Annotated in this window: 21 protein-coding genes and 2 pseudogenes; 14 read left to right on the forward strand and 9 right to left on the reverse strand. The window is 69.6% G+C overall.

Going from position 1 to position 23,946, the window contains the following annotated elements; genetic code table 11:
- From H5J26_RS12990 to H5J26_RS13005, 4 genes and pseudogenes are all read right to left on the reverse strand, one after another.
- Positions 1-323 (reverse strand): annotated as a pseudogene (locus tag H5J26_RS12990) (hypothetical protein); the annotation flags it as partial.
- Positions 324-582: 259 nt separating this feature from the next.
- A complete protein-coding gene (gene gcl / locus H5J26_RS12995; RefSeq protein WP_235980668.1) occupies positions 583-2,301 on the reverse strand; it encodes a glyoxylate carboligase in 1,719 nt (572 codons plus the stop codon).
- Between the two features lie 3 nt (positions 2,302-2,304).
- A pseudogene (locus H5J26_RS13000) lies at positions 2,305-3,222 on the reverse strand (2-hydroxy-3-oxopropionate reductase); the annotation flags it as partial.
- A gap of 110 nt (positions 3,223-3,332) precedes the next feature.
- Positions 3,333-4,169, reverse strand: a complete 837-nt coding sequence (locus tag H5J26_RS13005; protein ID WP_181765996.1) for a TIM barrel protein — start codon at positions 4,167-4,169, stop codon at positions 3,333-3,335.
- Positions 4,170-4,383: 214 nt separating this feature from the next.
- Here H5J26_RS13005 and H5J26_RS13010 point away from each other — a divergent pair, with 214 nt between their 5' ends.
- Both H5J26_RS13010 and H5J26_RS13015 read left to right on the forward strand, forming a co-directional pair.
- Positions 4,384-4,671, forward strand: coding sequence for a hypothetical protein (locus H5J26_RS13010; RefSeq protein ID WP_181765977.1), 288 nt, complete (start codon positions 4,384-4,386; stop codon positions 4,669-4,671).
- Positions 4,668-5,099: a helix-turn-helix domain-containing protein gene (locus H5J26_RS13015; protein ID WP_181765978.1), complete on the forward strand. Its 432-nt coding sequence runs from the start codon at positions 4,668-4,670 to the stop codon at positions 5,097-5,099. Before H5J26_RS13010 ends, H5J26_RS13015 begins: the two co-directional genes overlap by 4 nt.
- A 224-nt stretch (positions 5,100-5,323) precedes the next feature.
- Here H5J26_RS13015 and H5J26_RS13020 read toward each other — a convergent pair whose 3' ends face one another.
- Entirely contained in the window at positions 5,324-6,445 is a 1,122-nt protein-coding gene (locus tag H5J26_RS13020) for a serine hydrolase domain-containing protein (protein WP_181765979.1), read from the reverse strand.
- A 167-nt stretch (positions 6,446-6,612) separates the two neighbouring features.
- Here H5J26_RS13020 and H5J26_RS13025 point away from each other — a divergent pair, with 167 nt between their 5' ends.
- From H5J26_RS13025 to H5J26_RS13055, 7 genes are all read left to right on the forward strand, one after another.
- Positions 6,613-7,272, forward strand: a complete 660-nt coding sequence (locus tag H5J26_RS13025) for a TetR/AcrR family transcriptional regulator (protein WP_181765980.1) — start codon at positions 6,613-6,615, stop codon at positions 7,270-7,272.
- Between the two features lie 806 nt (positions 7,273-8,078).
- Positions 8,079-8,594, forward strand: coding sequence for a 2-oxo-4-hydroxy-4-carboxy-5-ureidoimidazoline decarboxylase (uraD, locus tag H5J26_RS13030; RefSeq protein ID WP_181765981.1), 516 nt, complete (start codon positions 8,079-8,081; stop codon positions 8,592-8,594).
- Positions 8,591-8,968: a hydroxyisourate hydrolase gene (gene uraH, locus H5J26_RS13035; RefSeq protein WP_181765982.1), complete on the forward strand. Its 378-nt coding sequence runs from the start codon at positions 8,591-8,593 to the stop codon at positions 8,966-8,968. The genes uraD and uraH overlap by 4 nt, the downstream gene beginning before the upstream one ends.
- A gap of 7 nt (positions 8,969-8,975) precedes the next feature.
- Positions 8,976-9,902 carry a factor-independent urate hydroxylase gene (pucL, locus tag H5J26_RS13040; RefSeq protein WP_210771283.1) on the forward strand — a complete coding sequence of 309 codons (927 nt, stop codon included), beginning with the start codon at positions 8,976-8,978 and terminating at the stop codon, positions 9,900-9,902.
- 40 nt (positions 9,903-9,942) lie between these two features.
- Positions 9,943-11,337, forward strand: coding sequence for an 8-oxoguanine deaminase (locus H5J26_RS13045; RefSeq protein WP_181765983.1), 1,395 nt, complete (start codon positions 9,943-9,945; stop codon positions 11,335-11,337).
- A 193-nt stretch (positions 11,338-11,530) separates the two neighbouring features.
- Positions 11,531-12,982 carry a nucleobase:cation symporter-2 family protein gene (locus H5J26_RS13050; RefSeq protein WP_419183789.1) on the forward strand — a complete coding sequence of 484 codons (1,452 nt, stop codon included), beginning with the start codon at positions 11,531-11,533 and terminating at the stop codon, positions 12,980-12,982.
- 395 nt (positions 12,983-13,377) lie between these two features.
- Positions 13,378-14,169 (forward strand): maleylpyruvate isomerase family mycothiol-dependent enzyme, encoded by a 792-nt coding sequence (locus H5J26_RS13055; protein WP_181765985.1) that lies wholly within the window; start codon positions 13,378-13,380, stop codon positions 14,167-14,169.
- 142 nt (positions 14,170-14,311) lie between these two features.
- Here the strand turns inward: H5J26_RS13055 and H5J26_RS13060 are convergent, their stop codons facing one another.
- Positions 14,312-15,556 carry a BtrH N-terminal domain-containing protein gene (locus H5J26_RS13060; protein ID WP_181765986.1) on the reverse strand — a complete coding sequence of 415 codons (1,245 nt, stop codon included), beginning with the start codon at positions 15,554-15,556 and terminating at the stop codon, positions 14,312-14,314.
- A 359-nt stretch (positions 15,557-15,915) separates the two neighbouring features.
- On the opposite strand from H5J26_RS13060, the gene H5J26_RS13065 reads away from it, so the two are divergent.
- Positions 15,916-16,497: a putative glycolipid-binding domain-containing protein gene (locus H5J26_RS13065; protein ID WP_181765987.1), complete on the forward strand. Its 582-nt coding sequence runs from the start codon at positions 15,916-15,918 to the stop codon at positions 16,495-16,497.
- Positions 16,498-16,575: 78 nt separating this feature from the next.
- Here the strand turns inward: H5J26_RS13065 and aceB are convergent, their stop codons facing one another.
- Both aceB and H5J26_RS13075 read right to left on the reverse strand, forming a co-directional pair.
- Positions 16,576-18,204 (reverse strand): malate synthase A, encoded by a 1,629-nt coding sequence (gene aceB / locus H5J26_RS13070; RefSeq protein ID WP_181765988.1) that lies wholly within the window; start codon positions 18,202-18,204, stop codon positions 16,576-16,578.
- A 368-nt stretch (positions 18,205-18,572) separates the two neighbouring features.
- Positions 18,573-19,247, reverse strand: coding sequence for a nucleotidyltransferase family protein (locus tag H5J26_RS13075; RefSeq protein WP_181765989.1), 675 nt, complete (start codon positions 19,245-19,247; stop codon positions 18,573-18,575).
- Positions 19,248-19,548: 301 nt separating this feature from the next.
- Between H5J26_RS13075 and H5J26_RS13080 the strand changes: the two genes are divergently transcribed.
- The gene (locus tag H5J26_RS13080) at positions 19,549-19,848 is read left to right on the forward strand and encodes a DUF5955 family protein (protein WP_309237893.1); all 300 of its coding nucleotides are present in this window, start codon (positions 19,549-19,551) and stop codon (positions 19,846-19,848) included.
- A gap of 80 nt (positions 19,849-19,928) precedes the next feature.
- Here the strand turns inward: H5J26_RS13080 and H5J26_RS13085 are convergent, their stop codons facing one another.
- Positions 19,929-20,744, reverse strand: coding sequence for an IclR family transcriptional regulator (locus H5J26_RS13085; RefSeq protein WP_181765991.1), 816 nt, complete (start codon positions 20,742-20,744; stop codon positions 19,929-19,931).
- Between the two features lie 209 nt (positions 20,745-20,953).
- On the opposite strand from H5J26_RS13085, the gene allB reads away from it, so the two are divergent.
- The 3 genes from allB (at position 20,954) to H5J26_RS13100 (ending at position 23,904) form a co-directional block, all read left to right on the forward strand.
- The gene (gene allB, locus H5J26_RS13090; protein ID WP_181765992.1) at positions 20,954-22,297 is read left to right on the forward strand and encodes an allantoinase AllB; all 1,344 of its coding nucleotides are present in this window, start codon (positions 20,954-20,956) and stop codon (positions 22,295-22,297) included.
- A complete protein-coding gene (alc, locus tag H5J26_RS13095) occupies positions 22,294-23,412 on the forward strand; it encodes an allantoicase (protein WP_181765993.1) in 1,119 nt (372 codons plus the stop codon). The genes allB and alc overlap by 4 nt, the downstream gene beginning before the upstream one ends.
- A gap of 63 nt (positions 23,413-23,475) precedes the next feature.
- Positions 23,476-23,904, forward strand: a complete 429-nt coding sequence (locus tag H5J26_RS13100; RefSeq protein WP_181765994.1) for a ribonuclease — start codon at positions 23,476-23,478, stop codon at positions 23,902-23,904.
- Positions 23,905-23,946: the final 42 nt, after the last annotated feature.

Consider the following 23,946-nt stretch of genomic DNA (forward strand, 5'->3'; position numbering starts at 1 on the left):
GCGGCCGCCTCCCGGGCGACCTGATCCTCGGCGTACTCGGCGGCGGGGGAGGCCTCGCAGGCCGGTGGTGCGACGGGCAGACGCAGCAACGTCCCGCATCCGCAGCCCAGTTCGGGCTGGGGCCACTCCTTGACCGTGCCGCACGCCGAGCAGCTCACCTCGACCCAGGACTCCTCCCAGGTGCGGTGCCGTACGCGCGTGGGCACGCCGCCCCGCAGCAGCGGCGGCGTGACGGGAGCACCGCAGTCGCAGGGATAGACCGGCGGTGTCCAGGCGTGTTCGCGACAGCAGTCCGGGCAGCGCACGGGCACGCTTTCTGCCATCTCTTCGGCTCCAGCGGCAATTCGGTGAGACGGTCGGGGTCCTGCTCATATCGTCCCTGAAAGGGCGCGGTTTACGAAGAGGAACGGAACAGAAAAGCGTGCGAAGAGGGGACGATCGCAAGCGCTGTCTGCGGACCGGCTCGGCGGAGCGGGTACGGCTGGTACCGGACGGCGGCGGCGCCAGGGGGCGCGACGGACAAGTCCCGGCGCCACCGCCGTCCGGAGTCGAAAGACCGGCCCACGACTCCGCGAGGTGTTGCTATGCGTCCTCGAACTCCTTCACGGCGTCGATGTCGGGGCCGTGCGGCGTGTTCGCCTCACGCTCGATCATGATCTCGACCAGCACGGGCCGCGATGTGGAGACGGCCTCCTTGCGGGCCCACTGGAGGGTTGTGGAGATGTCCTCCGGGTCCACCACGCGGCGCCCTGAACACCCGTACGCCTCCATGAGCTTGACGTTGTCCGTGCCGAACTCGTCGTAGTGGATGTCGACCTGGTAGTTCATGCCGTAGCCGATCTCCGCCTGCCGGATCAGGCCCAGGTACTCGTTGTTGAGCATGATCAGCACATACGGCACGTTGTACTGGGCGGCGACGGCCAGCTCCTCCACGAGGTACTGGAACCCGTAGTCGCCGACGATGCCCACGACTTCGGCGTCGGGCTTGCCCATCCCCTCCAGCGCCTTCTTCACGCCGATGGCGGCCGGAACCTCCCAGCCGAGCGGTCCCGCCTGGCCGCAGACCTGGTAGTGCCGCGGCAGGTAGGCCTTCTGATGCTGGCCGCCCCAGATCTGGTAGAGCCCGATGGCGGTCACGAAGTAGGTGTCCTCGTCGAAGACCTCGTTGATCTCCTTGTACGCGCGGGGCGCCTTCACCGGCGTGGAGTCGAAGTCCTCACGGCGCACCAGTGTCCGCTTCAGCTCCTTGCAGCGCTCGACCCATCCCTCGACGTCCGCCTCGGCCTTGCGCTTGCGGGCCTCGGCCAGCAGCGCCGTCAGGAAGAGACCCGCGTCGGAGACGATGCCCAGGTCGGGTTCGAAGACCTTGCCGATCTGGGCGGGTTCGATGTCGACATGGACGAACTTGCGCGCCCCGCGGTAGACGTCGATGTTCGCGCCCGTGTGACGGTCGCCGAAGCGGGCGCCCACGGCGAGCACGAAGTCGGCCTCCAGGAAGGAGGCGTTGGCGTACTTCTGGGAGGTCTGGATGCCTGTGGTGCCCAGGTTCAGCTCGTGGTCGTCCTCGATGACGCCCTTGCCCATCAGCGTGACCTGGAACGGCACCCGGAGTTCCTCGACGAGTTCGCGCAGCTCCGGGCCCGCGTCGGCGAGGATCACGCCGCCCCCGGCCAGGATCAGCGGCCGCTCGGCGGCGAGCAGCATGTCCAACGCCCGTTCCACGCGCGGCAGATGGGGCTCGACGGCAGGGACGGGCAGACGCGTGTCGATCAGGGCGTCGTAGGTGATCTCCCGCTTGGCCAGGTCCAGCGGCAGGTCGATGAGAACCGGCCCGGGACGGCCCGTACGGGCGATGCGGAACGCCTCGCGGAAGACCCACGGGATCTGCGCCGGCTCCTTGACCTGCACCGCCCACTTGGTGACGGGCTTGGCGATCTCGACGATGTCGACCGCCTGGAAGGCCTCCTGGTGCAGCTTCGGGGAGACCGCCTGGCCGGTCAGGCAGACCATGGGGATGGAGTCGGCCTGCGCGGTGTAGAGCCCGGTCACGAGGTTGGTCGCACCCGGCCCCGAGGTGGCGATGGCGACGCCGACCTTGCCGTTCGTACGGGCCCAGCCGTCGGCCATGTGGGTCGCGCCCTCTTCGTGGCGGACCGTCAGGTGGTCGATGCGGCCGTCCTCCTCCATCGCCTTGTACAGCGGGAGGATCGCGGCGCCGGGGCAGCCGAAGGCGATGTCGACGCCCTCGTCGACCATGATGGAGACGGCCGCGTTCATCGCGGGCATCCTTGTGGGGGCCATGCGTCAGTCCTCCAGCTTCTCGCCCGAGAGGCGCTTGACCCCGCGCACGAGCGCGGAGTGGTCGAGACCGCCGTCCCCCTGCTGCCGCAGTGCGGCGACGAGTTGGGCGAGCAGGGCGCCGGCCGGGACGGCCGCGCCCACGTTGCGGGCGGCGTCGGTGACGATGCCCATGTCCTTGTGGTGCAGGTCGATCTTGAAGCCGGGCCGGAAGTCGCCCGCCAGGATGCTGTCCTTCTTGCGGGTCAGCACGGTGGAGCCGGCGAGTCCGCCGTTCAGCACGTCGAGCGCCGCCTCGAGGTCCACGCCGGACTTCTCCAGGAAGACCACCGCCTCGGCGACGGCCTGGATGTTGACGGCGACGATCAGCTGGTTCGCGGCCTTCACCGTCTGACCGGACCCGTGCGGCCCGCACAGCACGATGGTCTTGCCCAGGGCCTCCAGGATCGGCTCGGCCGCCTTGAAGGTCTCCTGCTCACCGCCGACCATGATGGACAGCACGCCCTCGACGGCTCCCGCCTCTCCTCCGGAGACCGGCGCGTCCAGCACCTGAACTCCCTTGTCGGCGGCGGCCTTCGCCACGTCCACAGAGGTCTGCGGCGTGATCGAGGACATGTCGATGATGAGGCTGCCCGGGCGGATGCTCTCCAGGACTCCGCCCTCGTGCAGCACGACGGCCTCGACCTGCGGCGATGCGGGGACCATGGTGATGACGACGTCCGCTTCCCGCACCGTCTCGGCGATGGAGGCGGCGCCCTTGCCGCCGTCCTTCACGGCGACCTCCACCCGGGAGGGATCGAGGTCGAACGCGGTCACGTCGTATCCGGCGGCGACGAGGTTGCGCACCATGGGCGCGCCCATGATGCCGAGGCCGATGAATCCGACCTTCGTCCCGGCTGCGGTGTAGCTCATGGGGTCCTGCCTTTCGAAGTCATGACGTACGGGGGTGCGTCGGGGGTCGTACTACGGGCTGCGGAGGCGGATGCCGGTGCGGGCCCGTGGGGCCCTGCTCAAGCGGAGTGCAGCTCCCGGGTTCAGGCGGAGCGGAGCTCCCGGGGCAGCCAGCCGAAGGTGTCGGCGCTCGGGACGTCGCCCGGCTTGTACTCCAGGCCGATCCGGCCCTCGTATCCGGCCTCGGCCAGCCGGTCCAGAAGGCCGGCGAAGTCCAGTTCGCCGGTGCCGGGAGCTCCGCGGCCGGGGCTGTCGGCGATCTGCACGTGTGCCGTGCGGGCGGTGTACTCGTCGATGACCTTGTGCAGGTCCTCGCCGTTCATCGCCATGTGGTAGAGGTCCATCAGGAACTTCGCATTGCCCAGCCCCGTGGCCTCGTTGACCTTGTCGGCGATCTCGACGGCCTTGGGCGCGCTCACGACGGGGCACTGCGGCGACTCGATGGCGTTGAGCGCCTCGATGAGCAGCACGGCACCGACGCGGTCGGCCGCGTGTGCGGCCGACGCCAGGTTCTCCAGGGCGAGTTGGTCCTGCTCCTCCGGCGTGACGCCGGAAACGCGGTTCCCGTAAAGGGCGTTGAGCGCGGTGCAGCCCGTGGACTCGGCGAAGCCGGCGACCACGTCGACGTTCTTCTGGAACCTGTCGGACTCCTCGCCGGGGATCGAGAGCGAGCCCCGGTCCGGTCCTGGCAGCTGCCCGGCGTAGAAGTTCAGACCGGTCAACTGGGTGCCCGCGTCGTTCAACGCCCGGCGCAGCGCGTCCAGTTCGGCCTTCTCCGGTACCGGTGCGTCGACCCACGGCCACCACAACTCGACGGCGGAGAAGCCCGCGGCGGCCGCCGCGGCAGGGCGCTCCAGCAGCGGCAGCTCGGTGAACAGGATCGACAGATTGACGGTGAAGCGGTGCTCCGCGCCGCCGATGTGGGCGAGGGGGGCCACAGGGATCGCCTTCCCTTCGGGAGTTCAAGTTTTCGTATTGTGGAAGTGTGTTTCTACTTTACGGAAGAGTGCTCTCGCATGCCGGGAGCTGTCAAGTGGTCTGCTGCGGTTCGCGGTCGTACGGGGATGGGTGGGCGGCCCTCTGTGCGGCTCCGCCCGATGGCTGAGATCCGGGCGGTTCACGTAGGTTGACGATGTGCGATTGCGAGTGGAGTTCACGACCGAGCCGTTCGATCTGGACGAGGCACCGGAGCATGCGCTGGTGGCCCGTGAGGTCGTGCAGAGCGCACCGCTGGACTCGGTCGACGTCGGCCCGTTCGGCAACACGGCCGAAGGCTCGGCCGAGGACGTGCTGAACGTGGTCGACGCCCTGCTGCGCGAGTCGCTCGGCGCCGGGGCCACCCGCATCTCCCTGCAGCTCAACGTCCTCGCGGAGGACGCCGGGGATGCCGAGGGCGTCGGGGCCACGGGAGGCGACGCATGACGGGCCCCGAGTCGCATCCCTTCGCGGAGGCGGTCAAGCCGCTGGTCGACGCGATGGGCGGCGAGATGATCGCCCCGGGTGAAGCTCAGGGTGACGACGTCGTCCTGGCCTGGGAGGGCGAGGAGGTAGTCGCCGTCCGCCTGCCCCACCTCTCCGACTCGCTCGACCACATCCTCGCCGAGCTGGAACGCCGTCACGGAATGCCGCTGTCGGACTTGGACCGCAGGACCAAGCAGTCGGTCGTCCGCATTCTGGAGACCCGCGGCGCCTTCTCGGTCCGTCACGGTGTCGAGACGGTCGCCGGAGCGCTGGGTGTCAGCCGCTTCACCGTCTACAACTACATCAATTCCCAAGCGGAGAAGCGGGCGAAGAAGCGCCGTGACGAGGCGCCCCGGACTCCCGTCTCTGACCCCAGTCGCAAGAAGTAGCAGGGGGTGGCTTCCGGGCGTTGACGGGCGGACGAAGAGCGGCTGATCTCGTGACTGGCCGCTGAGGTGTGCCAGGTTTGACTCGTAGGACCCGTTGACGGAAGCCTTGCTCGGCATCGCGCCGGTCTTGGCGTCGTACGGCCGTGATCACCAGCTCGGAGCGGTCAACCGCCTCCTGGCTGTCCGCGCGCACCTGTACGGCCTCGTAGCCCTCTTCGGCGCTGTCAGCCGTACATCGCCACGCGGTAGAGAGCCGCAAGCGCGTCGTCGATGGGGTGGGGCCGCGGCTTGCCCGAGGAGTCGAGCCCGTTCCACCTCTGCGTGTTCACCGCGACGGACATCTGCCGCTTGCCGTCGGCTGCTCGGGTCATGGTCAGCGCTCCAGCACCCCAGACCGTGCCGCCATGGCCCCAGAAGGTGTCCTGGCCGGGAGCCTCCATCGGGTGCAAGCCCAGGCCGTAGTCGATCGTTTTTCCCTCTTGGGAGACGACCGGGACGGTGCGCTGCATCTGCGCCAGCGACGACGGGCTGAGGATCTCGCCGGCAAGCAGCATGCCGAAGAAGCGGTTGAGGTCCGCGACGGTCGATATCAGCGAGGCCGCCGGCCCCACCCATGACATGTCGTAGACGCTGAAGTCACGCGGCGGGTCGATCATGCCGAACCACGCCTCGTAGATCTGTGAGTGCGGCCCGTTGACGTACGGTTCGACGGGGAGTTCGGTGTCCCGGAGCCCAGCGCGCTCGATGACGTCCCGGGTGATGTACCGCTCGGCCGGAGTGCCGGTCACCTGTTCCAGGAGTTCGCCGAGGAGCAGGTAGTTGGTGTTGGAGTACACCCCCGGAGTGCCGCCCGGCGCGCCGACGGCAGGTGCGGTGACCCCCATCTCGATCAGTTCGGTGGGGTGAAACCGCGTGAACCGATTGTCGTCCAGGCTCTGGGGTCCGGTGTCCGCGAGGGCGGGGAATGCCTTGAGGGAAGGGTAGGCGCAGGGGAGGTACTCGGCGAGGCCGCTGGTGTGGTTGATCAACATCCGGACGGTGATCGCATCACCGCGTTCTCCGGGGACCAGCCTCGGAAGGTATCGGCCGATCGGCTTGTCGAGACCGATCTGACCGCTCTCGACCTGCCGCAGAACCGCTGCGGCCGTGAAGGTCTTGGTGATGCTGCCGACGCGGTGCCGCATGTCGGCGGTGACGGGGCGACCGGTGGCGACGTCGGCGACCCCGGCGGCACCGCGCCAGATCTGGTCGCCGTCACGTACCTCGGCGAACAGGCCAGGCATACCGGCGCGGTGGACATTTTCAATGGCGGCGTTCAGTTCTGCGGGATCCAGTGGGTTCCTCACAACATGCGTCCTTTCACTTTCCCGGGGATGAACTCCACGTCAGTTGCCTGGGCCGGGTTGCAGGGCACGAACGCAGGGTCGCTCGGCAGGCCCATGTCCTTATTATGCACGCAGTGCGTGCAACGCCAAGTGCATAGGCTAAGCTGAGTCTCGGCGATAGGGGTGAGATGGCAGGCCGAAGGCGCTGGTCGACCGAGCAGATCCTGGATGCGGCGGCGGAGTTGCTGCGCACGGGCGATTCCGAGTCATTCAGCGTGCGCAAGCTCGCCGCAGTGCTCGGGACCGATTCCTCCAGCCTCTACCGGCACTTCCGCAGCAAGACCGATCTGCTGCGCGCGGTCGCCGACCGGATCCTCCTGGGCGCCATGGACGGTTATCGCCCCGCGGGCGACTGGAAGCAGCGCATCACGGCCCTGGCCCTGCGCGTGCGGGAGGCCTTCGGCCAGCAGCCCCAGCTTGCTGCGCTCTGGGGGCGCTACGGGTCAGGCGGCACCGGTTCCAGGCTGGTCATGGAAGAGGTGCTGCAGGCTCTGCGCGCGTCGGGGCTGCCCGACGAGGAGATCCCGGCGCGCTACCACCGGATCGCGGTCCTCATCGCCGCCTTGATCGCTTCCGAGGCCGGGGTCAACACCATCACCGCCGAGGAGCACGAACAGGGTACGGAGCTGTTCCGTGTCGCGGTGCTCGGCGCCGATCCTGAACGCTTCCCCGCCCTGGCCCGCTTCGCCCGCGACGTCCACCCCCTCGGCGCGGACCGTCGCGCTGCGTTCGAGGAGATCCTCGTCGCCCAACTCGCCCACATCGAGGACGCAATCAGCCCGAGCTAGCCGACCGGCTCTCAACTACCTCAACCCCAGAAAGAGAAGTGGGCTGAGGAGGGAGAGCAAGGGGCCGGAGGGTGATCTCCATTGAATGGGCGTAACCGCGTGGTTCAGTCCGCTTCACCGTCTGCAACTACCTGAACAGGGAGAACGCGAAGAACTCCTCCTCGCAGGGGTAGTTCACGCCGGGATCCGGTCGGGGGCGGCGGCTCCTCAGCCGAGCGTCAGGCCGCGCTGCTCGAGAGCCGCCTAGGGCCCGTCTGACAAATTTCGCCTTGCTCGCGACGACTGGCACGCACATCCTCCCCCGCTTCGCGGGAGGTGCCCCCAGTTGTCGAATCGACTGAGTAACCCACTACTAGGGCGATCCTCCGCCTTGCGGCTGCACGCACCATCCGCCGCGAGCACCGCCTGCGGCGGACGGCGCCATTTGTCAGACAGGCCCTGGAGCCGGGTCAGGGCCTTCGGGCCCATTCCGTGCAGCTGCCCAAGCTCGGAGGCCGGCACGTCGGCGAGGTCGGCGAGCCGGGTGTGTCCGGGTGCCGAGAGCGCCCGGAGTGCGGGAGCCGCGAGCCCGTCGGGGAAGTCCGTCGCAGGTGTGCCCGGCTGTGTGGCCATGAGTGGATTCTCGTGCAGGTCAGGCCGCAGCGGCAACGCTCAGGCCCGCAGGGCTCGCCCGTACCTGTGAGCCGTCGCCGCGGTCGGCGTCGAAGCGTTCGCGGCGACGAAAACTTCAACAAAGTGTTGACGACGTCGGTCTCGGGGTCTTAGCTGTTCCCAGCCCGAACAGCACCACGCTTCGGAGGCCCCACGTGACCGCGTTCCCCGCAGCACCAGGTCTGACCTGGCTCAACTCGGCCGTGGAGGGCGACGCCCGCGCCGCGCTCCACAAGGTCTGCGCCGCCGGTGCATGGACCGGGATGCTGCTCGCCCGCCGCCCGTACGCCGACGAGGAGGCCCTGCTGGCCGCGAACGAGGCAGTCATGGCCGAACTGTCCGCGGCGGACCTGGCCGAGGCGATGGCGGGCCATCCGCCCATCGGACGGCCCGCACCCGGAGAAGCCGCCCGCGAACAGCGGGGCATGGCGGACGCATCCGCGCAGCTCAAGGAGGAGATGCTCGAACTCAACCTGGCCTACCAGGAGAAGTTCGGCCACGTCTTCCTGATCTGCGCGACCGGCCTGACGGGGGAGGAGATGCGCGACGCCGCGCGCCGTCGCATCGGCAACTCACCGGAAGCGGAACGTGAGATCGTCCGCACCGAACTGACGAAGATCAACCGAATCCGGCTGGCAGGACTGGCGGAGAAGGAGCCCGAACGAGCATGAGCAGCGAAACCGCCACGGCGTCGGTGTCCACGCACATCCTGGACACCAGCGCCGGCAGCCCCGCCGCGGGTGTCTCCGTCGCGCTGACCGTGCGCCCGGGCCGTACCGCGGAATGGGTCGCGCACGGCGCCTCCAGGACGGATGCGGACGGGCGCTGCAAGGACCTCCCGGCGCTGCCGGAGGGCACCACCCACGCACGGCTGACCTTCGAGGTCGAGCCGTATCTGCAGAGCAGGACCGAGGCGGGCGGCGCATCGGAACGGGAGAGCTTCTTCCCGGAGGTGACCACGGTCTTCGCGGTCCGTCCGGGCGAGCACTATCACGTACCGCTGCTGCTCAACCCGTTCGGCTACTCCGTATACCGAGGGAGCTGAGACCGACATGACGGTGCCGATCACGATTCTCGGCCAGAACCAGTACGGCAAGGCGGAGAACCGCGTCGTCAAGATCACCAGGGACGGTGAGACCCACCACATCAAGGACCTCAACGTCTCCGTCGCTCTGAGCGGCGACCTCGACGAGGTCCACTACTCCGGCTCCAACGCCAACGTGCTGCCCACCGACACCACCAAGAACACGGTGTTCGCCTTCGCCAAGGAGCAAGGCATCGAATCCGCCGAGCAGTTCGGCATCGCGCTCGCCCGGCACTTCGTCGAGAGCACCCAACCCATCACCACGGCGCGCATCCGCATCGAGGAGTACGGGTGGGAGCGGATCGGCACCGCGTCGGGAGAGGCGCCCCACTCCTTCGTACGCACCGGCCAGGAGACGCGCACCGCGCAGATCACCTACGACGGCAGCCGCTTCGAAGTCCTCACCGGTCTCAAGGGACTCACGGTGCTCAACTCCACCGACTCCGAGTTCTGGGGCTACATCAAGGACAAGTACACGACGCTCAAAGAGGACTACGACCGCATCCTCGCGACCGAGGTGAGCGCCGTGTGGCGGCACAACTGGACCGGTGAGGCCGAGCAGGACACGTCCACGCCCGACTGGCAGCGCTCCTACGCCTGGACGAGGGAGCTCATGCTGCGCGCCTTCGCCGAGACCTACTCCCTCTCGCTCCAGCAGTCGCTCTACGAGATGGGCTCCCAAGTCCTGCAGGGCAGGCCCGAGTTGGAGGAGATCCGCTTCTCCATGCCCAACAAGCACCACTTCAAGGTGGATCTGGGACCCTTCGGCATCAAGAACGACGTCGAGGACGGCGCCGTCTACATCGCCGCCGACCGCCCCTACGGCCTCATCGAGGCCACGGTGCTGCGGGACGGAGCCGAAGCCCGGATACCTCTCGACGCGACCAACCTCTGAACGTGAACCCGCCCCTACGCGACCGGTATCGAGGACACCCATGACCGACACGGCAGACCGTACAGAGCGCGTCGTCATCGAGAACTGCGCCGTCGCCACGGTCGACGCACACGACACCGAGTACGCCGAGGGCCATGTGGTCGTCGCCGGGAACCGGATCGAATCCGTCGGCGCGGGCAAGGCACCCGACGTGCCGGGGGAGGGCGTACGCCGCATCGACGGCACCGGGCACCTCGTCACGCCCGGACTGGTCAACACCCACCACCACTTCTACCAGTGGCTCACCCGCGGACTGGCCCAGAACTCCAACCTCTTCGACTGGCTCGTCGCCCTCTACCCGATCTGGGCGCGCATCGACGAGGACATGGTGGGTGCCGCTGCCCGCGGCTCGCTCGGAATGATGGCGCGCGGCGGCGTCACCACCGCGATGGACCACCACTACGTCTTCCCGCGCGGCGCCGGAGACCTCCTGGGCGCGGAGATCGGCGCCGCCCGCGAACTGGGCGTCCGCTTCAACCCCACGCGCGGATCGATGGACTTGGGCGCCTCCGACGGCGGACTGCCGCCGGACTTCGCCGTCGAGACCACCGAAGGCGCGCTCGCCGCCACCGAGGAGGCCGTCGACACCCACCACGACCCCTCCTTCGACTCGATGCTCCGCATCGGCGTGGCCCCCTGCTCACCCTTCTCGGTCACCACCGAACTGCTGCGGGAGGCAGGTGAGTTGGCGCGGCGCAAGGGCGTGCGGCTGCACACGCACGGGTCGGAGACGGTCGAGGAGGAGAAGTTCTGCCACGAGCGGTTCGGCATGGGTCCGACCGACTATCTGGAGTCGGTCGGCTGGCTCGGCGACGACGTGTGGATGGCGCACTGCGTCCACATGAACGACTCCGACATCGCCGCCTTCGCCCGTACACGTACGGGAGTCGCCCACTGTCCTTCCTCCAACGCCCGGCTGGGCGCGGGGATCGCCCGCGTTCCCGACATGCTGGCCGCCGGCATCCCGGTAGGCCTGGGCGTCGACGGCACGGCGTCGAACGAGTCCGGTGAACTCCACACCGAACTGCGCAACGCGCTGCTGCTCAACCGTCTCGGAAGCCACAAGGAGAAGGCGCTCACCGCGCGCCAGGCGCTTCGCCTGGGCACCTACGGAGGCGCCGAAGTGCTCGGCAGACAGGCGGAGATCGGCTCCCTGGAGCCGGGCAAGCTCGCCGACCTGGTGCTGTGGCGGGTGGACGGCATCGGGCACTCCTCGATCGCCGACCCGGTCGCCGCGCTCGTGCTCGGCGCCGCGGCACCGGTCACGCTCTCGCTCGTCAACGGCCGCACCGTCGTCGAGGACGGCCGGCTGGTCACCGCCGACGAGGAGTCGATCGCTCACGAGGCCCGAAGGCAGGCACGGCGCCTCACCCGTATCGCAGCGGACGCCGGCTGACCGGCCGATCCGTCCGCACGACACCCCATGAACACCGGCCGGGAGGGACGGCTCCCGGCCGGGTCCCCTTCACCACCGCCGTTCCCGGAACGTGGCCCAACCCCCTCACGTTCCGGGACGGTCCGGCACCACCGGGCGCAACGGCAACGCACACCGCATGATCGTGACCCCTGACATCGACAGGAGGACCGCCGTGGCCGAGACGCCCAGGTTCAGTGCGCGCAAGAAGACCCCGACCGACAGCGAACCAAGGCCGGAAGCACAGGAGAAGCACCCCGTCGACCAGTCGCTGCCGCCGCTGAAGCTCGTCACCACCGGGCTCCAGCACGTGGCCGCCATGTACGCGGGCGTGGTGGCTCCGCCGCTCGTCATAGGCGCGGCCGTGGGGCTGTCCGTCTCCGAACTGACCTTCCTCACCGGCGCGAGCCTGTTCCTCGCGGGCATCGCGACGCTGCTCCAGACCCTCGGCTTCTGGCGGATCGGCGCCCGCCTGCCGTTCGTCAACGGCGTCACCTTCGCGTCCGTCGCGCCGATGCTGGCCATCAACAAGTCGGAAGGGCCGAAGGACGCCCTGCCGGTCATATTCGGCGCGTGTATGGTGGCCGCGGCGCTCGGCTTCCTGATCGCCCCGTACTTCAGCAAGTTGGTGCGCTTCTTCCCGCCCGTGGTCACCGGCACCGTCATCACCCTCATAGGCATCTCGCTGATGCCCGTCGCCTTCAACTGGGCGCAGGGCGGCGACCCGGCGGCCCCTCAGTACGGCGCTACGAAGAACATCGCGATGGCCGGAGTCACCCTCCTGGTCGTGCTGTTGCTGCGGCGCTTCACGCGCGGCTTCGTCAAGCAGATCGCCGTGCTGCTCGGACTGGTCGTGGGCACGCTCCTCGCGATCCCGGTCGGTCTCACGGACTTCAGCGCGCTGAAGGAGGCAGACGTCATCGGCTTCCCGACGCCGTTCCACTTCGGCGCACCGCAGTTCGCCGTCGCGGCGATCGTCTCCATGTGCGTCGTCATGCTCGTCTCGATGACCGAGTCCACGGCAGACATGCTCGCGCTGGGCGAGATCGTGGACCGGCCCGCCGACGAGAAGACGATCGCGGCGGGGCTGCGCGCCGACACCCTCGGCTCCTTCGTCAGCCCCTTCTTCAACGGCTTCCTGGCCACGGCCTTCGCCCAGAACATCGGCCTGGTCGCCATGACGAGGATCCGGAGCCGCTACGTCGTCGCCACCGGCGGCGGCATCCTGATCCTCATGGGCCTGTGCCCGGTGGCGGCGGCTCTGATCGCGACGGTGCCGCAACCGGTGCTGGGCGGCGCGGGTGTGGTTCTCTTCGGCTCGGTCGCGGCCAGCGGCATCCGCACCCTGGCCAAGGCCGACCTCGGAGAGGACAACAACATCCTCGTCGTCGCGGTCTCCTTGGCCGTCGGCGTCGTCCCGGTCGCCGCTCCGGACTTCTACCACGTGCTCCCCGGCAGCGCCCGCATCATCCTGGACTCCGGCATCTCGACGGGCTGCGTGACGGCCGTGCTGCTCAACCTCGTCTTCAACCACCTCGGGCGGCGCGAGGCGCCCGAGGCCGAGCCGGAGGCAGGCGGCGCAGTCCCCGAGCCGCGCACCGGCGACCACACGCAACGGGTGCGCTGACGTACTTCCAACTCCCGTGCCCTTCCCTGGCGTTGCTGCCGAGGCAGGGCACGGTGGCGTCAGGCCTGACGGTGCCTCGGGCGTACCTCGTGCAGCGCCTGCGCGATCTCTCCCGGGGCCGACGGGCCCATGTGCGGTGCGTCCGGGAAGTCGCGGACGCGGAAGCGGGTTGCCCGGGATCGACTTGTCCGCCTCCGCCGTCATCCGGTCCTGCAGCGCGGGCGTGACGAGCCGGTCGCTGCCCATGCGGAGGTACGTGCGGGGGATGGGGCCCCACCGGCCGGCACTGCCGACGGCCTTCCCGGCCCTGAGCCCCCGCTGCACGGTGCCTTCCCACCATCGTCGGGCGTGCTTGCGCAGCACGGATGTCAGCGGGGCGATCTAACGTGACGGCCATGAGCCCCTTGAGTTACGACCGCTACTGCACGGAGATCGTCGAACAGACCCACCGGCTGCGGGCGTGCCTCTCCGGTGCCGACATGACGGTCCCCGTGCTCTCCTGCCCCGGGTGGAACGTCGGTCAGCTGCTGCGGCATCTCGGGGGAGGGCACAGGTGGGTCGAGGAGACAGTGCGTACGCGGGCGTCCCAGCCGCTGCCCGACGACGACTTCCGTGATCTGTCCCCCTACACCCGCGAGGGCCCGGATGTGCTCGGCCCGTGGCTCGAAGAGGGCGCGGCGCGGCTGGCGGCGACCTTTCGTGAGGCCGGCCCCGACGCGAAGGTGTGGACGCCCCTGCCGGGAGGGACCGTGAGCTTCTTCGCCCGCCGGTTCGCCCACGAGACGCTCATGCACCGCGCGGACGCCACACTGGCGCTCGGCTCGGAGTTCACCGTCGAGGAGGACGTGGCGCTCGACGCGCTCGACGAATGGATGGAACTGGGCTCGCTCCCGCAGATGTTCGAGTTCCACCCGGAGAGGCGCAAGCTGCTCGGCCCGGGCCGTACGCTCCATTTCCACGCCACCGACACCGGGCCGGGCGCGGCAGCGGAATGGGTGGTCGACCTGACCGGTGACACCCTCACCTGGCGCCGCGCCCACGAGAAGGCGGCCGTCGCCGTGCGCGGCCCGCTGGCCGATCTGCTTCTGGTGATCTACGGGCGGCGCCACGTCCGCAGCGAGGACATCGAGATCATCGGCGACGAGGAACTCCTCGACTTCTGGCTGGAGTCGGTCGCCTTCGGCTGAAAGGCCCGACGGACTGGCCGATCCCTGGACGCTTCCCGGGAAGACCGTACGGGCGGGGTTCGCCCGGCCGCCGGGGCCCGGACGCCGCCTCCCGCCCTGAAAACGGCGGCGGCCCCCGGCACCCCCGGAGCAGGACGAACTGCTAGCTCTCCGTGAGGAGTTCGACCCCTCGGCGTTCGAGTCCCGCGCACGAGTCGACGGTCTCCGCCATCTCCTCGAACAGCTGCCGCCGGGTGCTCGCGTCCGGTGCGTCGTACTCCGTGGCGAGCGCCTCGGCCCGTTTCCCCAGCTCGCGGATCTCGTCGGACGCCGCCCACCCCTGCGACATGATCAGCCGCATCCGCTCCTCGCAGATCTCGGTGTACTCACCCAGCTGCGAGACGGTCTCCAGTGCCAGGGCGGCAAGCCGTCCCCAGCCGCGCCCCGACTCGCGGAAGAGGGCGGCCGCTTCCCGGTGTCCGGTCCGGTCGAGGAAGTCCGCGTAGAGGGGGCGGGTGGCACCGGGCGCCGTGTACTCGACCTCCAGGCATTCGTAGAGCCGCCGCACGCCGTGGAAGAAGGGAACCGGAGCGCCGAAGCGCCGCTCCCACCCTGTCTTCGTCCTCGTGTCCCGCAGCTGCGCGGCCAGCTTGTCCATGCCGGAGAAGCCGAAGTTGACGTCGAAGCTGTTGCCCAGCACGGGGCCCGTCAGGTGCGCCGTCGTGGCGGCGATCGCGCCGGCCACGTCGGGCTCACCCTGGGGCGGGCCCGTCGGCACGATCATCTGGTGACGGCCCTTCTTGTGAGCGGACCAGGCCTCGCCGAACTCCTCGGTCCCCATCGCGTGCGGCGCCGCGGACTCGTCGTCCACGTACAGCGTGTCCCCCTGATATCCGGCGATGAGGACGGTGTGGGCGTCCTGCCCGAAGCCGGGCTCCATCCCGTGCCACGGCAGCCGCGACTTGTCCACGGTGCAGAAGACGGGACGGCCCTCGTCCAGGGCCTTGCGGACCCTCTCCCAGCGGGGCTTGCCGCTGTGCTGCTCGTCGAAGGGGACGTTCAGCCTCCCCAGCGCCGCGGGCACCCACGGCTCGGGGTGGTGCTGCGCCACGATCGTCAGCAGCGGCGGAATGTTCTCGTACTCGAAGACGACGTACATGAACCCGATCCCTCCGGCGAGACCGGCGATCAGCGCCTCATCCAGGGTGCTGCCGAGCGCGTGGCGGATCAGGGACGCCTCGTGGTGCTGCTCAGTCCCGAACTCCTCGTAGAGCACCCCGCTCGGCAGGGCGGGGGCGTCGGCCCGTGCGGACCGGGCCAGTACGTGCCGCCGGGCCGTCGTGTACGACTCCCCGGTACGCGCCATGCGTTGGCGCACCAGCCGCTTCAGTCCTCGCTGCTCTGTCACCGTCTGTCCTCTCGGGGCGAACGGTGAAGCCCCTCACGCGGACCTGTCACCGCCGCCTGAAAAGGAAAGGCAGACAAGGGAGTTCGACACCCGCGATGACAAGAAGATCACCTTTACCTCCGCAGTGCCCGGCGGCGTGAGTGCCGGGTCAGGAGGTCGGGCGCACAGGTGGCGCCGGAGCAGCAGTGTAGACCTCGCGCCCCTGGTGGGGGCACCCCCGGCGAAGACACTTCCCGGCGCGGGGGAGCGCGTACCGCAGGAAGGCCCCTCCCTTCTCCGGTGTGACGCAAGCGGGTTGCGGCGTCATAGGCGGCGCGGCGACCAGGATGGGGTGTCCGTCAACCGGGAGGGTGCTTCGCATGGACTTCTCAGATCCACCGCCCACGGCTGCCTGGCAGCACGTGGAGGCACGGTCCGGTTTCGAGGTCGCCTACTTCGGCCCGGTGGAGGACCGCTGGCTGGTGCAGGGCTGCACGACCGGGTTCGAGGACGGGCGTACATGGATCGTCGACTACGCGATCGAACTCGACGGCGCCTGGGCCACCCGTGCCGCACGCGTCTCGTGCAGGTCCGAGGCCGGACACCGAACGACGTCGCTCGAGGCCGACCGGGAGGGGCACTGGCGTGTCGACGGTCACGCCGCACCGCACCTCGACGGGTGCCTCGACGTCGACCTCGAATCCTCGGCGATGACCAACGCCTTCCCCGTGCACCGGCTGCGCCTCGCGGTCGGTGTACGCGCCGACGCGCCTGCCGCGTACGTGCGGGCGCCGGACCTCGCGGTCGAACGGCTCGGCCAGACCTACGAGCGGATCACTGACGAAGGCGGGCAGCAGCGCTACGAATACGCCGCCCCCGTCTTCGACTTCGCCTGCCGCCTCGCATACGACGACTCCGGTCTCGTCCTGAACTACCCGGGAATCGCGGTCCGGATCAGCTGACCCGGACCACTCACCACCGCAAGCGCAGCCGCCCCGCCGCCGGGGTGCGTGGCGGCGGGGCGGTGCGAGTTTCCGTTGTCAGCGCAGCAGTTCGTACGCCGGCAGCGTCAGGAACTCCTCGTACTTCTCGTCCAGCGCGACCCGCAGCAGCAGATCGTGGGCCCGCTGCCACTCGCCCTGCGCGAAGGTCTCCTCGCCCAACTCCTCGCGCAGCTCGGCGAGATCCTCGTCCGCGACACGGCGCACGAGCTCCGGTGTGACCAGCTGCTCGCCCTCCGGCGTGTCCTTGAGCACGACCCCCGCGTTGACCCACTGCCAGATCTGCGAGCGGGAGATCTCCGCCGTGGCGGCGTCCTCCATCAGGCCGAAGATGGCCACCGCGCCCATGCCGCGCAGCCACGCCTCGATGTAACGGGTGCCGACCTGGACGGCGTTGCGCAGACCGGCGTAGGTGGGCTTCGCCTCCGTGGTGTCGACGGCGATCAGTTCTGCGGCGGTGACGCTGACGTCCTCGCGCATCCGCTCCTTCTGGTTCGGACGGTCGCCGAGGACCGCGTCGAAGGACTCCTGGGCGACGGGCACGAGGTCCGGGTGCGCGACCCAGGAGCCGTCGAAGCCGTCGTTGGCCTCGCGCTCCTTGTCGGCGCGGACCTTCGCCATGGCCTGCTCGTTGGCCTCCGGGTCGCGGCGGTTGGGGATGAAGGCGGCCATCCCGCCGATGGCGTGCGCGCCGCGCTTGTGGCAGGTGCGCACGAGCAGTTCGGTGTACGCGCGCATGAACGGGGCGGTCATCGTCACCGAGTTGCGGTCCGGGAGGACGAACTTGGCGCCGCCGTCACGGAAGTTCTTGACGATGGAGAAGAGGTAGTCCCAGCGGCCCGCGTTCAACCCCGAGGCGTGGTCGCGCAGTTCGTAGAGGATCTCCTCCATCTCGTACGCCGCGGTGATCGTCTCGATCAGCACGGTGGCCCTGACCGTCCCCTGCGGGATGCCGCAGTGGTCCTGGGCGAAGACGAAGATCTCGTTCCACAGCCGGGCCTCGAGGTGCGACTCGGTCTTGGGCAGGTAGAAGTACGGACCCTTGCCCTGGTCGATGAGGCGCTGTGCGTTGTGGAAGAAGTAGAGACCGAAGTCGACGAGCGCGCCGGGCACGGCCTCGCCGTCCACCCGCAGGTGCCGCTCGTCCAGGTGCAGGCCACGCGGACGCATCACGACGGCGGGCAGGGACTCGGCGGGCCCCAGCTTGTAGGACTTGCCGGACTTCTCGTCGGTGAAGTCGATGCGGCGCTCGTAGGCGGCGATCAGGTTGAGCTGGCCGCCGACGACGTTCTCCCAGGTGGGAGCGGACGCGTCCTCGAAGTCCGCGAGCCAGACCTTGGCGCCGGAGTTGCACGCGTTGATGGTCATCTTGCGGTCGGTCGGACCGGTGATCTCGACGCGGCGGTCGTTCAGGGCCTCGGGACAGTCGGCCACCTGCCAGTCGCCGTCGCGGATGTGCGCGGTGCTGGAGAGGAAGTCCAGTGACGAGGTGCGGGCGATCTCGGCCCGCCGGTCGGCGCGCTGCGCCAGCAACTCGTTGCGGCTCGGGGTGAACCGGCGGTGCAGGGCGGCCAGGAAGTCGAGCGCTTCATCGGTCAGCACCTCCCCCTGACGCTCCACGGCAGGTGCGTCGACGATCTCGACCGGGGAGGGCACTGATGCGGGCATGGTGGGTCACTCTCCTTCGTGGCGGTGGGGAACGGCGCGGATGGTCGCCGTCACACAGCCGCCGGATCGCCTGTGTGCGGCACGGAGTGCCGCTGGCCGAGCGGGGCTCGTGGAGCATCCGCGGACACGCGTCGCGGACCACGAAAGCTTCTGAACAGTGGAGACTAGTTTCCTCATGGTGGAACAATCAAGAGTCTGTTGACGTCGAGACATCTCTCACTCGTTCGCCGGAGGCGTTCGTGGCCCGGGGTGCCAGCGCACGTGCGGCCGGGCCGCTCCGCCCGCCGATGGGCCGCCTTGCTGTGTTCCGCGCCCACTCGCGGCGAAACATGCGCCGGACCGCCACCGTCCGGGCCCGCGGGGCGGATTCAGGAGCCGAGCCGGTCCAGGAACTGCAGGTCCGCGGGCACGTCGACGTCGGACGGGTCCGCGACGTCGCCGCACTCGACGAGTTCGATCGCGCTCGTCCGCGTGCGCAGGTAACTACGCGCCCCTTGATCGCCGTTCGCGCTCGCGGCGACCCCCGGCCAGTGCTCCGCGCCGAAGAGGACGGGGTGGCCGCGCCGTCCCTCGTAGCCGGCCGCCGCGAGGGAGGCGGGGGAGTGGCAGGCCGCACGCACGCGGTTCACCGCCTCCGCGCCGATCCCCGGCTGGTCGACGAGCGAGACCAGTGCGGCTTCGGTTCCGGTGTCCATGAGGGACGCCAGCCCCAGTCGCAGTGACGAGCCCATGCCCGTCTCCCAGTCCGGGTTGTCGAGCAGTACGCAGCCCGGGAGTTCGGCGCGGGCCCGCACCTCCTCGGCGGCCGCGCCCAGCACCACGTGCACATGTCGGCAGCCGCCCTCGCGCAGGGCACGGACGGCGTGCTCCACCAACGGCCGTCCCCGCAGCGGCAGGAGCGCCTTCGGCCGTCCCCCCAGACGCCGTCCGCCGCCCGCCGCGAGAAGCAGCCCGGCGACCACGGGGGTGTGACCCGGCGGATCGTCAGGACCACCGGGCACGTCCGACTCGCGCGCCCCGTGCGGCTCGTACGGCTCCGTCATCGTGGCCCTCTCCTCGCGAGGCGCTCGTTCTGCCCATCCGCCCCAGGTGTACAGCGACTCTACATACAGCACGATTACGCACGAGTCGTGCAAGGCGGCGCGAACTTGGTGGGTTCGCGCCCCGAATTTCGCCCTCCGTGTGGCGCGATGCGCAGAGAGTGGCGTTTACTGTCCCAAGCCGCTCGCGATCGGTCCTGATGGTGATCCTGACGGAGATCCTGTTGGAGAGAGGCGAACGGCACCATCTCTGTGGGGGAGATCTGTGGTGCGTAGCGACGCTGTGGGGCAGCGGACAGTGCCTGTGGCGGACAGTGGAGTCGATCCACGTGTCTCCGGGCTGAGCGTTGCCGTGAACCGGCTCCGGGCCGAACTGGACGCCTATCCGGCCCAGTTGCGGGACCGGTATGCCGCCGAGGAAGAGCTCGACGTGCTCGAGGAACAGGTGGCCGACGGCGCGCCCGTGCCGACGGAGCTCCGCCAGTCGCTGCTGCTGCTCGTGGCGGCAGTGGGTTCGGTGAGCGCGCTCTCCGAACCCATGACGGAGCTGCGCAAGGCCATCGAACTCTTCGGTGATCCGTCGGAGTTCCGCCGGGTCAACTGAGCGGCCGGCGCCTGCCGCGGCTTGGCCCTGCCCGTGCGGGGAAGGGCCGCTGCTGGGCCGCGCCCGGCCAACTGAGCGGGTCAGCCGCCAGTGGTCGTCGCGAGGGCCTTCGAGAGCTGCTCGGCGACCTCCTGCAACAGCGGGACGAACTTGTCCGTCGCCGCCTCCGTCACCCTGCCCGCCGGCCCGGAGATGGAAATCGCCGCGGCCGTAGGTGAGTTGGGCACGGCCACGGCGATGCAGCGGACCCCGAGCTCCTGCTCGTTGTCGTCCATCGCGTACCCCGCCTCGCGGACCTGCTCCAGCGCTTCGAGGAAGCCTTCAGGGGTGGTGATGGTCCGTTCGGTCGCCGCAGGCATGCCCGTACGGGCGAGCACTGCCCTGACCTCCTCGGCCGGGGTGTCGGCGAGCAGCACCTTGCCGACACCCGTCGCGTGAGGCAGGACGCGGCGGCCGACCTCGGTGAACATCCGCATCGAGTGGCGGGAGGGCACCTGCGCGACGTAGACCACCTCGTCGCCGTCCAGCAGCGCCATGTTGGCGGTCTCGCCCGTCTCCTCGACGAGCCGTGCCAGGTGCGGACGTGCCCAGGTGCCCAGCAGGCGCGACGAGCTCTCGCCCAGCCGGATGAGGCGGGGGCCCAGGGCGTAGCGGCGGTTGGGGTGCTGGCGTACGTAGCCGCAGGAGACGAGGGTGCGCATCAGCCGGTGGATGGTGGGCAGCGGCAGGCCGCTGCTGCCGGACAGCTCGCTCAGGCCGACCTCGCCGCCGGCGTCCGCCATGCGCTCCAGCAGGTCGAAGGCCCGCTCCAGGGACTGCACGCCGCCGGAGGGTGCGGCGGCTGAGGCGGGGGCTCCGGCGGTGGCGGCGGAGTCTCGCTGTGCGGACGGCGGCACGTCGCGTTCCTTTCCTGCGGCTGAGGCGCATGCTACCGGCACGGATCACCGGCCCGGCCGGGCTGTGAGCCCGGCAGCGACGGGGTGCACAATTCTGTATTGCGGAATCGTACTTCCATTGAACGGAATAAGCCAAGGCGTCAGTCTTGACGCGGCAGGGATCTGCCCAGAAGATCTCATCAACAGAATGTTGAAGAGAAAGGTGCCCCGTGCCCGCCGTGCAACTCGTACTCCGCTCCACACGCGTCGTCACACCCGAGGGTACGCGGGCGGCGTCGGTGAGCGTCACGGACGGCCGCATCGTCTCCGTCGAAGCGCACGACGCGCATGTCCCGGACGGTGCACGCCTGGTGGACGCCGGTGACGACGCGCTGCTGCCCGGGCTCGTCGACACACACGTCCACGTCAACGACCCCGGCCGCACGGAGTGGGAGGGCTTCTTCACCGCGACCCGCGCAGCCGCCGCCGGAGGCGTGACGACCCTGCTGGACATGCCGCTCAACTCGCTGCCGCCCACCACCACCGTGGCCAACCTGCGGACCAAGCAGGACGTCGCCCGCGCCAAGGCGCACGTCGACACCGGATTCTGGGGCGGCGCGATCCCGGGGAACGTCTCCGACCTGCGTCCGATGTACGAGGCCGGCGTGTTCGGCTTCAAATGCTTCCTCTCGCCCTCGGGCGTCGAGGAGTTCCCCGAGCTGGACCAGTCAGGCCTGGCCGGGGCCCTCGCCGAGATCGCGGGTTTCGGCGGGCTGATGATCGTGCACGCCGAGGATCCCGGGCACCTCGCCTCCGCCCCGCAGAAGGGCGGCCGCGCCTACGCGGACTTCCTCGCCTCCCGCCCCCGTGCCGCCGAGAACGAGGCCATCGCCCGTCTCATCGCGCTGGCAGGCGAGTTGGGCGCACGCGTGCACGTCCTGCATCTCTCCTCCAGCGACGCGCTGCCGCTCATCGCACAGGCCCGGCGCGAGGGCGTACGGCTGACCGTCGAGACCTGCCCGCACTTCCTGACCCTCACCGCGGAGGAAGTCCCCGACGGCGCGACGGAGTTCAAGTGCTGCCCGCCCATCCGTGAGCGTGCCAACCAGGACGCGCTGTGGCAGGGGCTCGCCGAGGGGACCATCGACTGCATCGTCTCCGACCACTCGCCCTGCACCGCGGAGTTGAAGGACGGAGACTTCGCGACGGCCTGGGGCGGCATCTCCTCGCTCCAACTCGGCCTGCCCGCCGTGTGGTCCGAGGCGCGCAGGCGGGGCCACTCGCTGGACGACGTCGCCCGCTGGATGAGCGCCGGCCCGGCGGCGCTGGCCGGTCTGGAGGGTCGTAAGGGCGCCATCGCTCCGGGGAACGACGCGGACTTCGCCGTTCTCGACCCCGACGCGACCTTCACCGTGGACCCGGCGCACCTCCAGCACCGCAACCCGGTCACCGCCTACGCGGGCAGCACCCTGCACGGTGTCGTGCGGGCGACCTGGCTGCGCGGCCAACAGATCACCGACCACGGCGAACCCCTCCAGCAGACCGGACGACTCATCGAGAGGCCCACCGCATGACGGCCATCTTCACCGGGGACGCGAGCCCGTACCAGGGCGGCGACCCGTACGCCGACTACCGCACATCGGAATTCCCCTTCGCCCACCTCGTCGATCTCGCGGACCGCCGTCTCGGCGCGGGCGTCATGGCGGCGAACGACGAGTTCTTCGCCGAGCGCGAGAACATGCTCAAGCCGGGTCGCGCCGAGTTCGACCCCGAATGCTTCGGCCACAAGGGCAAGATCATGGACGGCTGGGAGACGCGGCGTCGCCGAGGGGTGAGCGCGCAGGAGCCGCATCCGTCGGGCGACGACCACGACTGGGCGCTGGTGCGCCTGGGAGCCCCCGGCGTGCTGCGCGGGATCGTCGTCGACACCGCCCACTTCCGCGGAAACTACCCGCGTGCGGTCTCCGTCGAGGCCGCGGCCGTGGACGGAGCGCCGTCCCCGGACCGGCTCCTCGCCGACGACGTCGAGTGGACGACCGTCGTGGCCAGGACCGACATCGGTGGGCACGCCGCCAACGGCTTCGCCGTCACATCGCCACAGCGGTTCACGCATCTGCGGGTCAACCAGCACCCCGACGGCGGCATCGCGCGGCTGCGCGCGTACGGCGAAGTGGTCCCCGATCCGGGGTGGTTGAGCGCGCTGGGCACGTACGACCTCGTCGCCCTGGAGAACGGCGGCGCCGTGGAAGACGCCTCCGACCGGTTCTACTCCCCGCCCGGCAACACGATCCAGCCAGGCCGTTCACGGCAGATGGACGACGGCTGGGAGACGCGCCGCCGCCGCGACACCGGCAACGACTGGATCCGCTACGCCTTGACCGCGCAGGCGCAGATCCGCGCCGCCGAGATCGACACCGGCTACCTGAAGGGCAACGCCGCGGGCTGGGCTGCGCTTTGGGGCAAGGACGGCGAGCGGGGGGAGTGGCAGGAGCTGCTGCCGCGCACCCGGCTCCAGCCGGACACCGTGCACCGTTTCCTGCTTCAGCAGGACGCCCCGGCCGTCACGCACGTCCGTCTCGACATCTTCCCCGACGGCGGAATCGCGCGGCTGAAACTGCACGGTTCGCCCACTGCCGAGGGGATCGAGGAGCTCGCAGACCGCTACCGCCGCGCGGGCGGAGAAGTGTGAACGGCGGGGAAAAATCCGTGACTTGGCGTTGACATGTCATCTACGCGCGTCAGCATGGGAAGCATGAGATTCCCCCCACGAATCGCGCGCGTCAGCGCCCTCAGTGCCCTGTCCATCACCTTCCTCGTCGGCGGCCCGGCGGCGTTCGCCCAGGCCACAGCGCCCGCACCTGTCATCACGGCTCCGGCGGCGACCGCGCCCGCCGACGTCGGCGACATCTGCGAGTCGAAGCTTCCGGCGGAGGCCAACGACACCCTCGAACTCATCGAGAAGGGCGGGCCCTACCCCTACCCGCAGGACGGCACCGTCTTCGACAACCGCGAAGGCATCCTCCCCGACCAGGACTCCGGCTACTACCACGAGTACACCGTGGAGACGCCAGGCTCGGACGACCGCGGGGCCAAGCGGATCGTGACCGGTGACAAGGAGCAGGAGGACTACTTCACCGAGGACCACTACGAGTCCTTCGACCTGGTCGACTACAGCTGCTGACGCCGAAGCAGCTCTGACCCGAAGGTGGTTCGCCGGCGGTCG

Origin of the sequence: Streptomyces albidus (ex Kaewkla and Franco 2022), from assembly GCF_013870515.1 — a bacterium.
Lineage (GTDB): Bacteria > Actinomycetota > Actinomycetes > Streptomycetales > Streptomycetaceae > Streptomyces > Streptomyces albidus.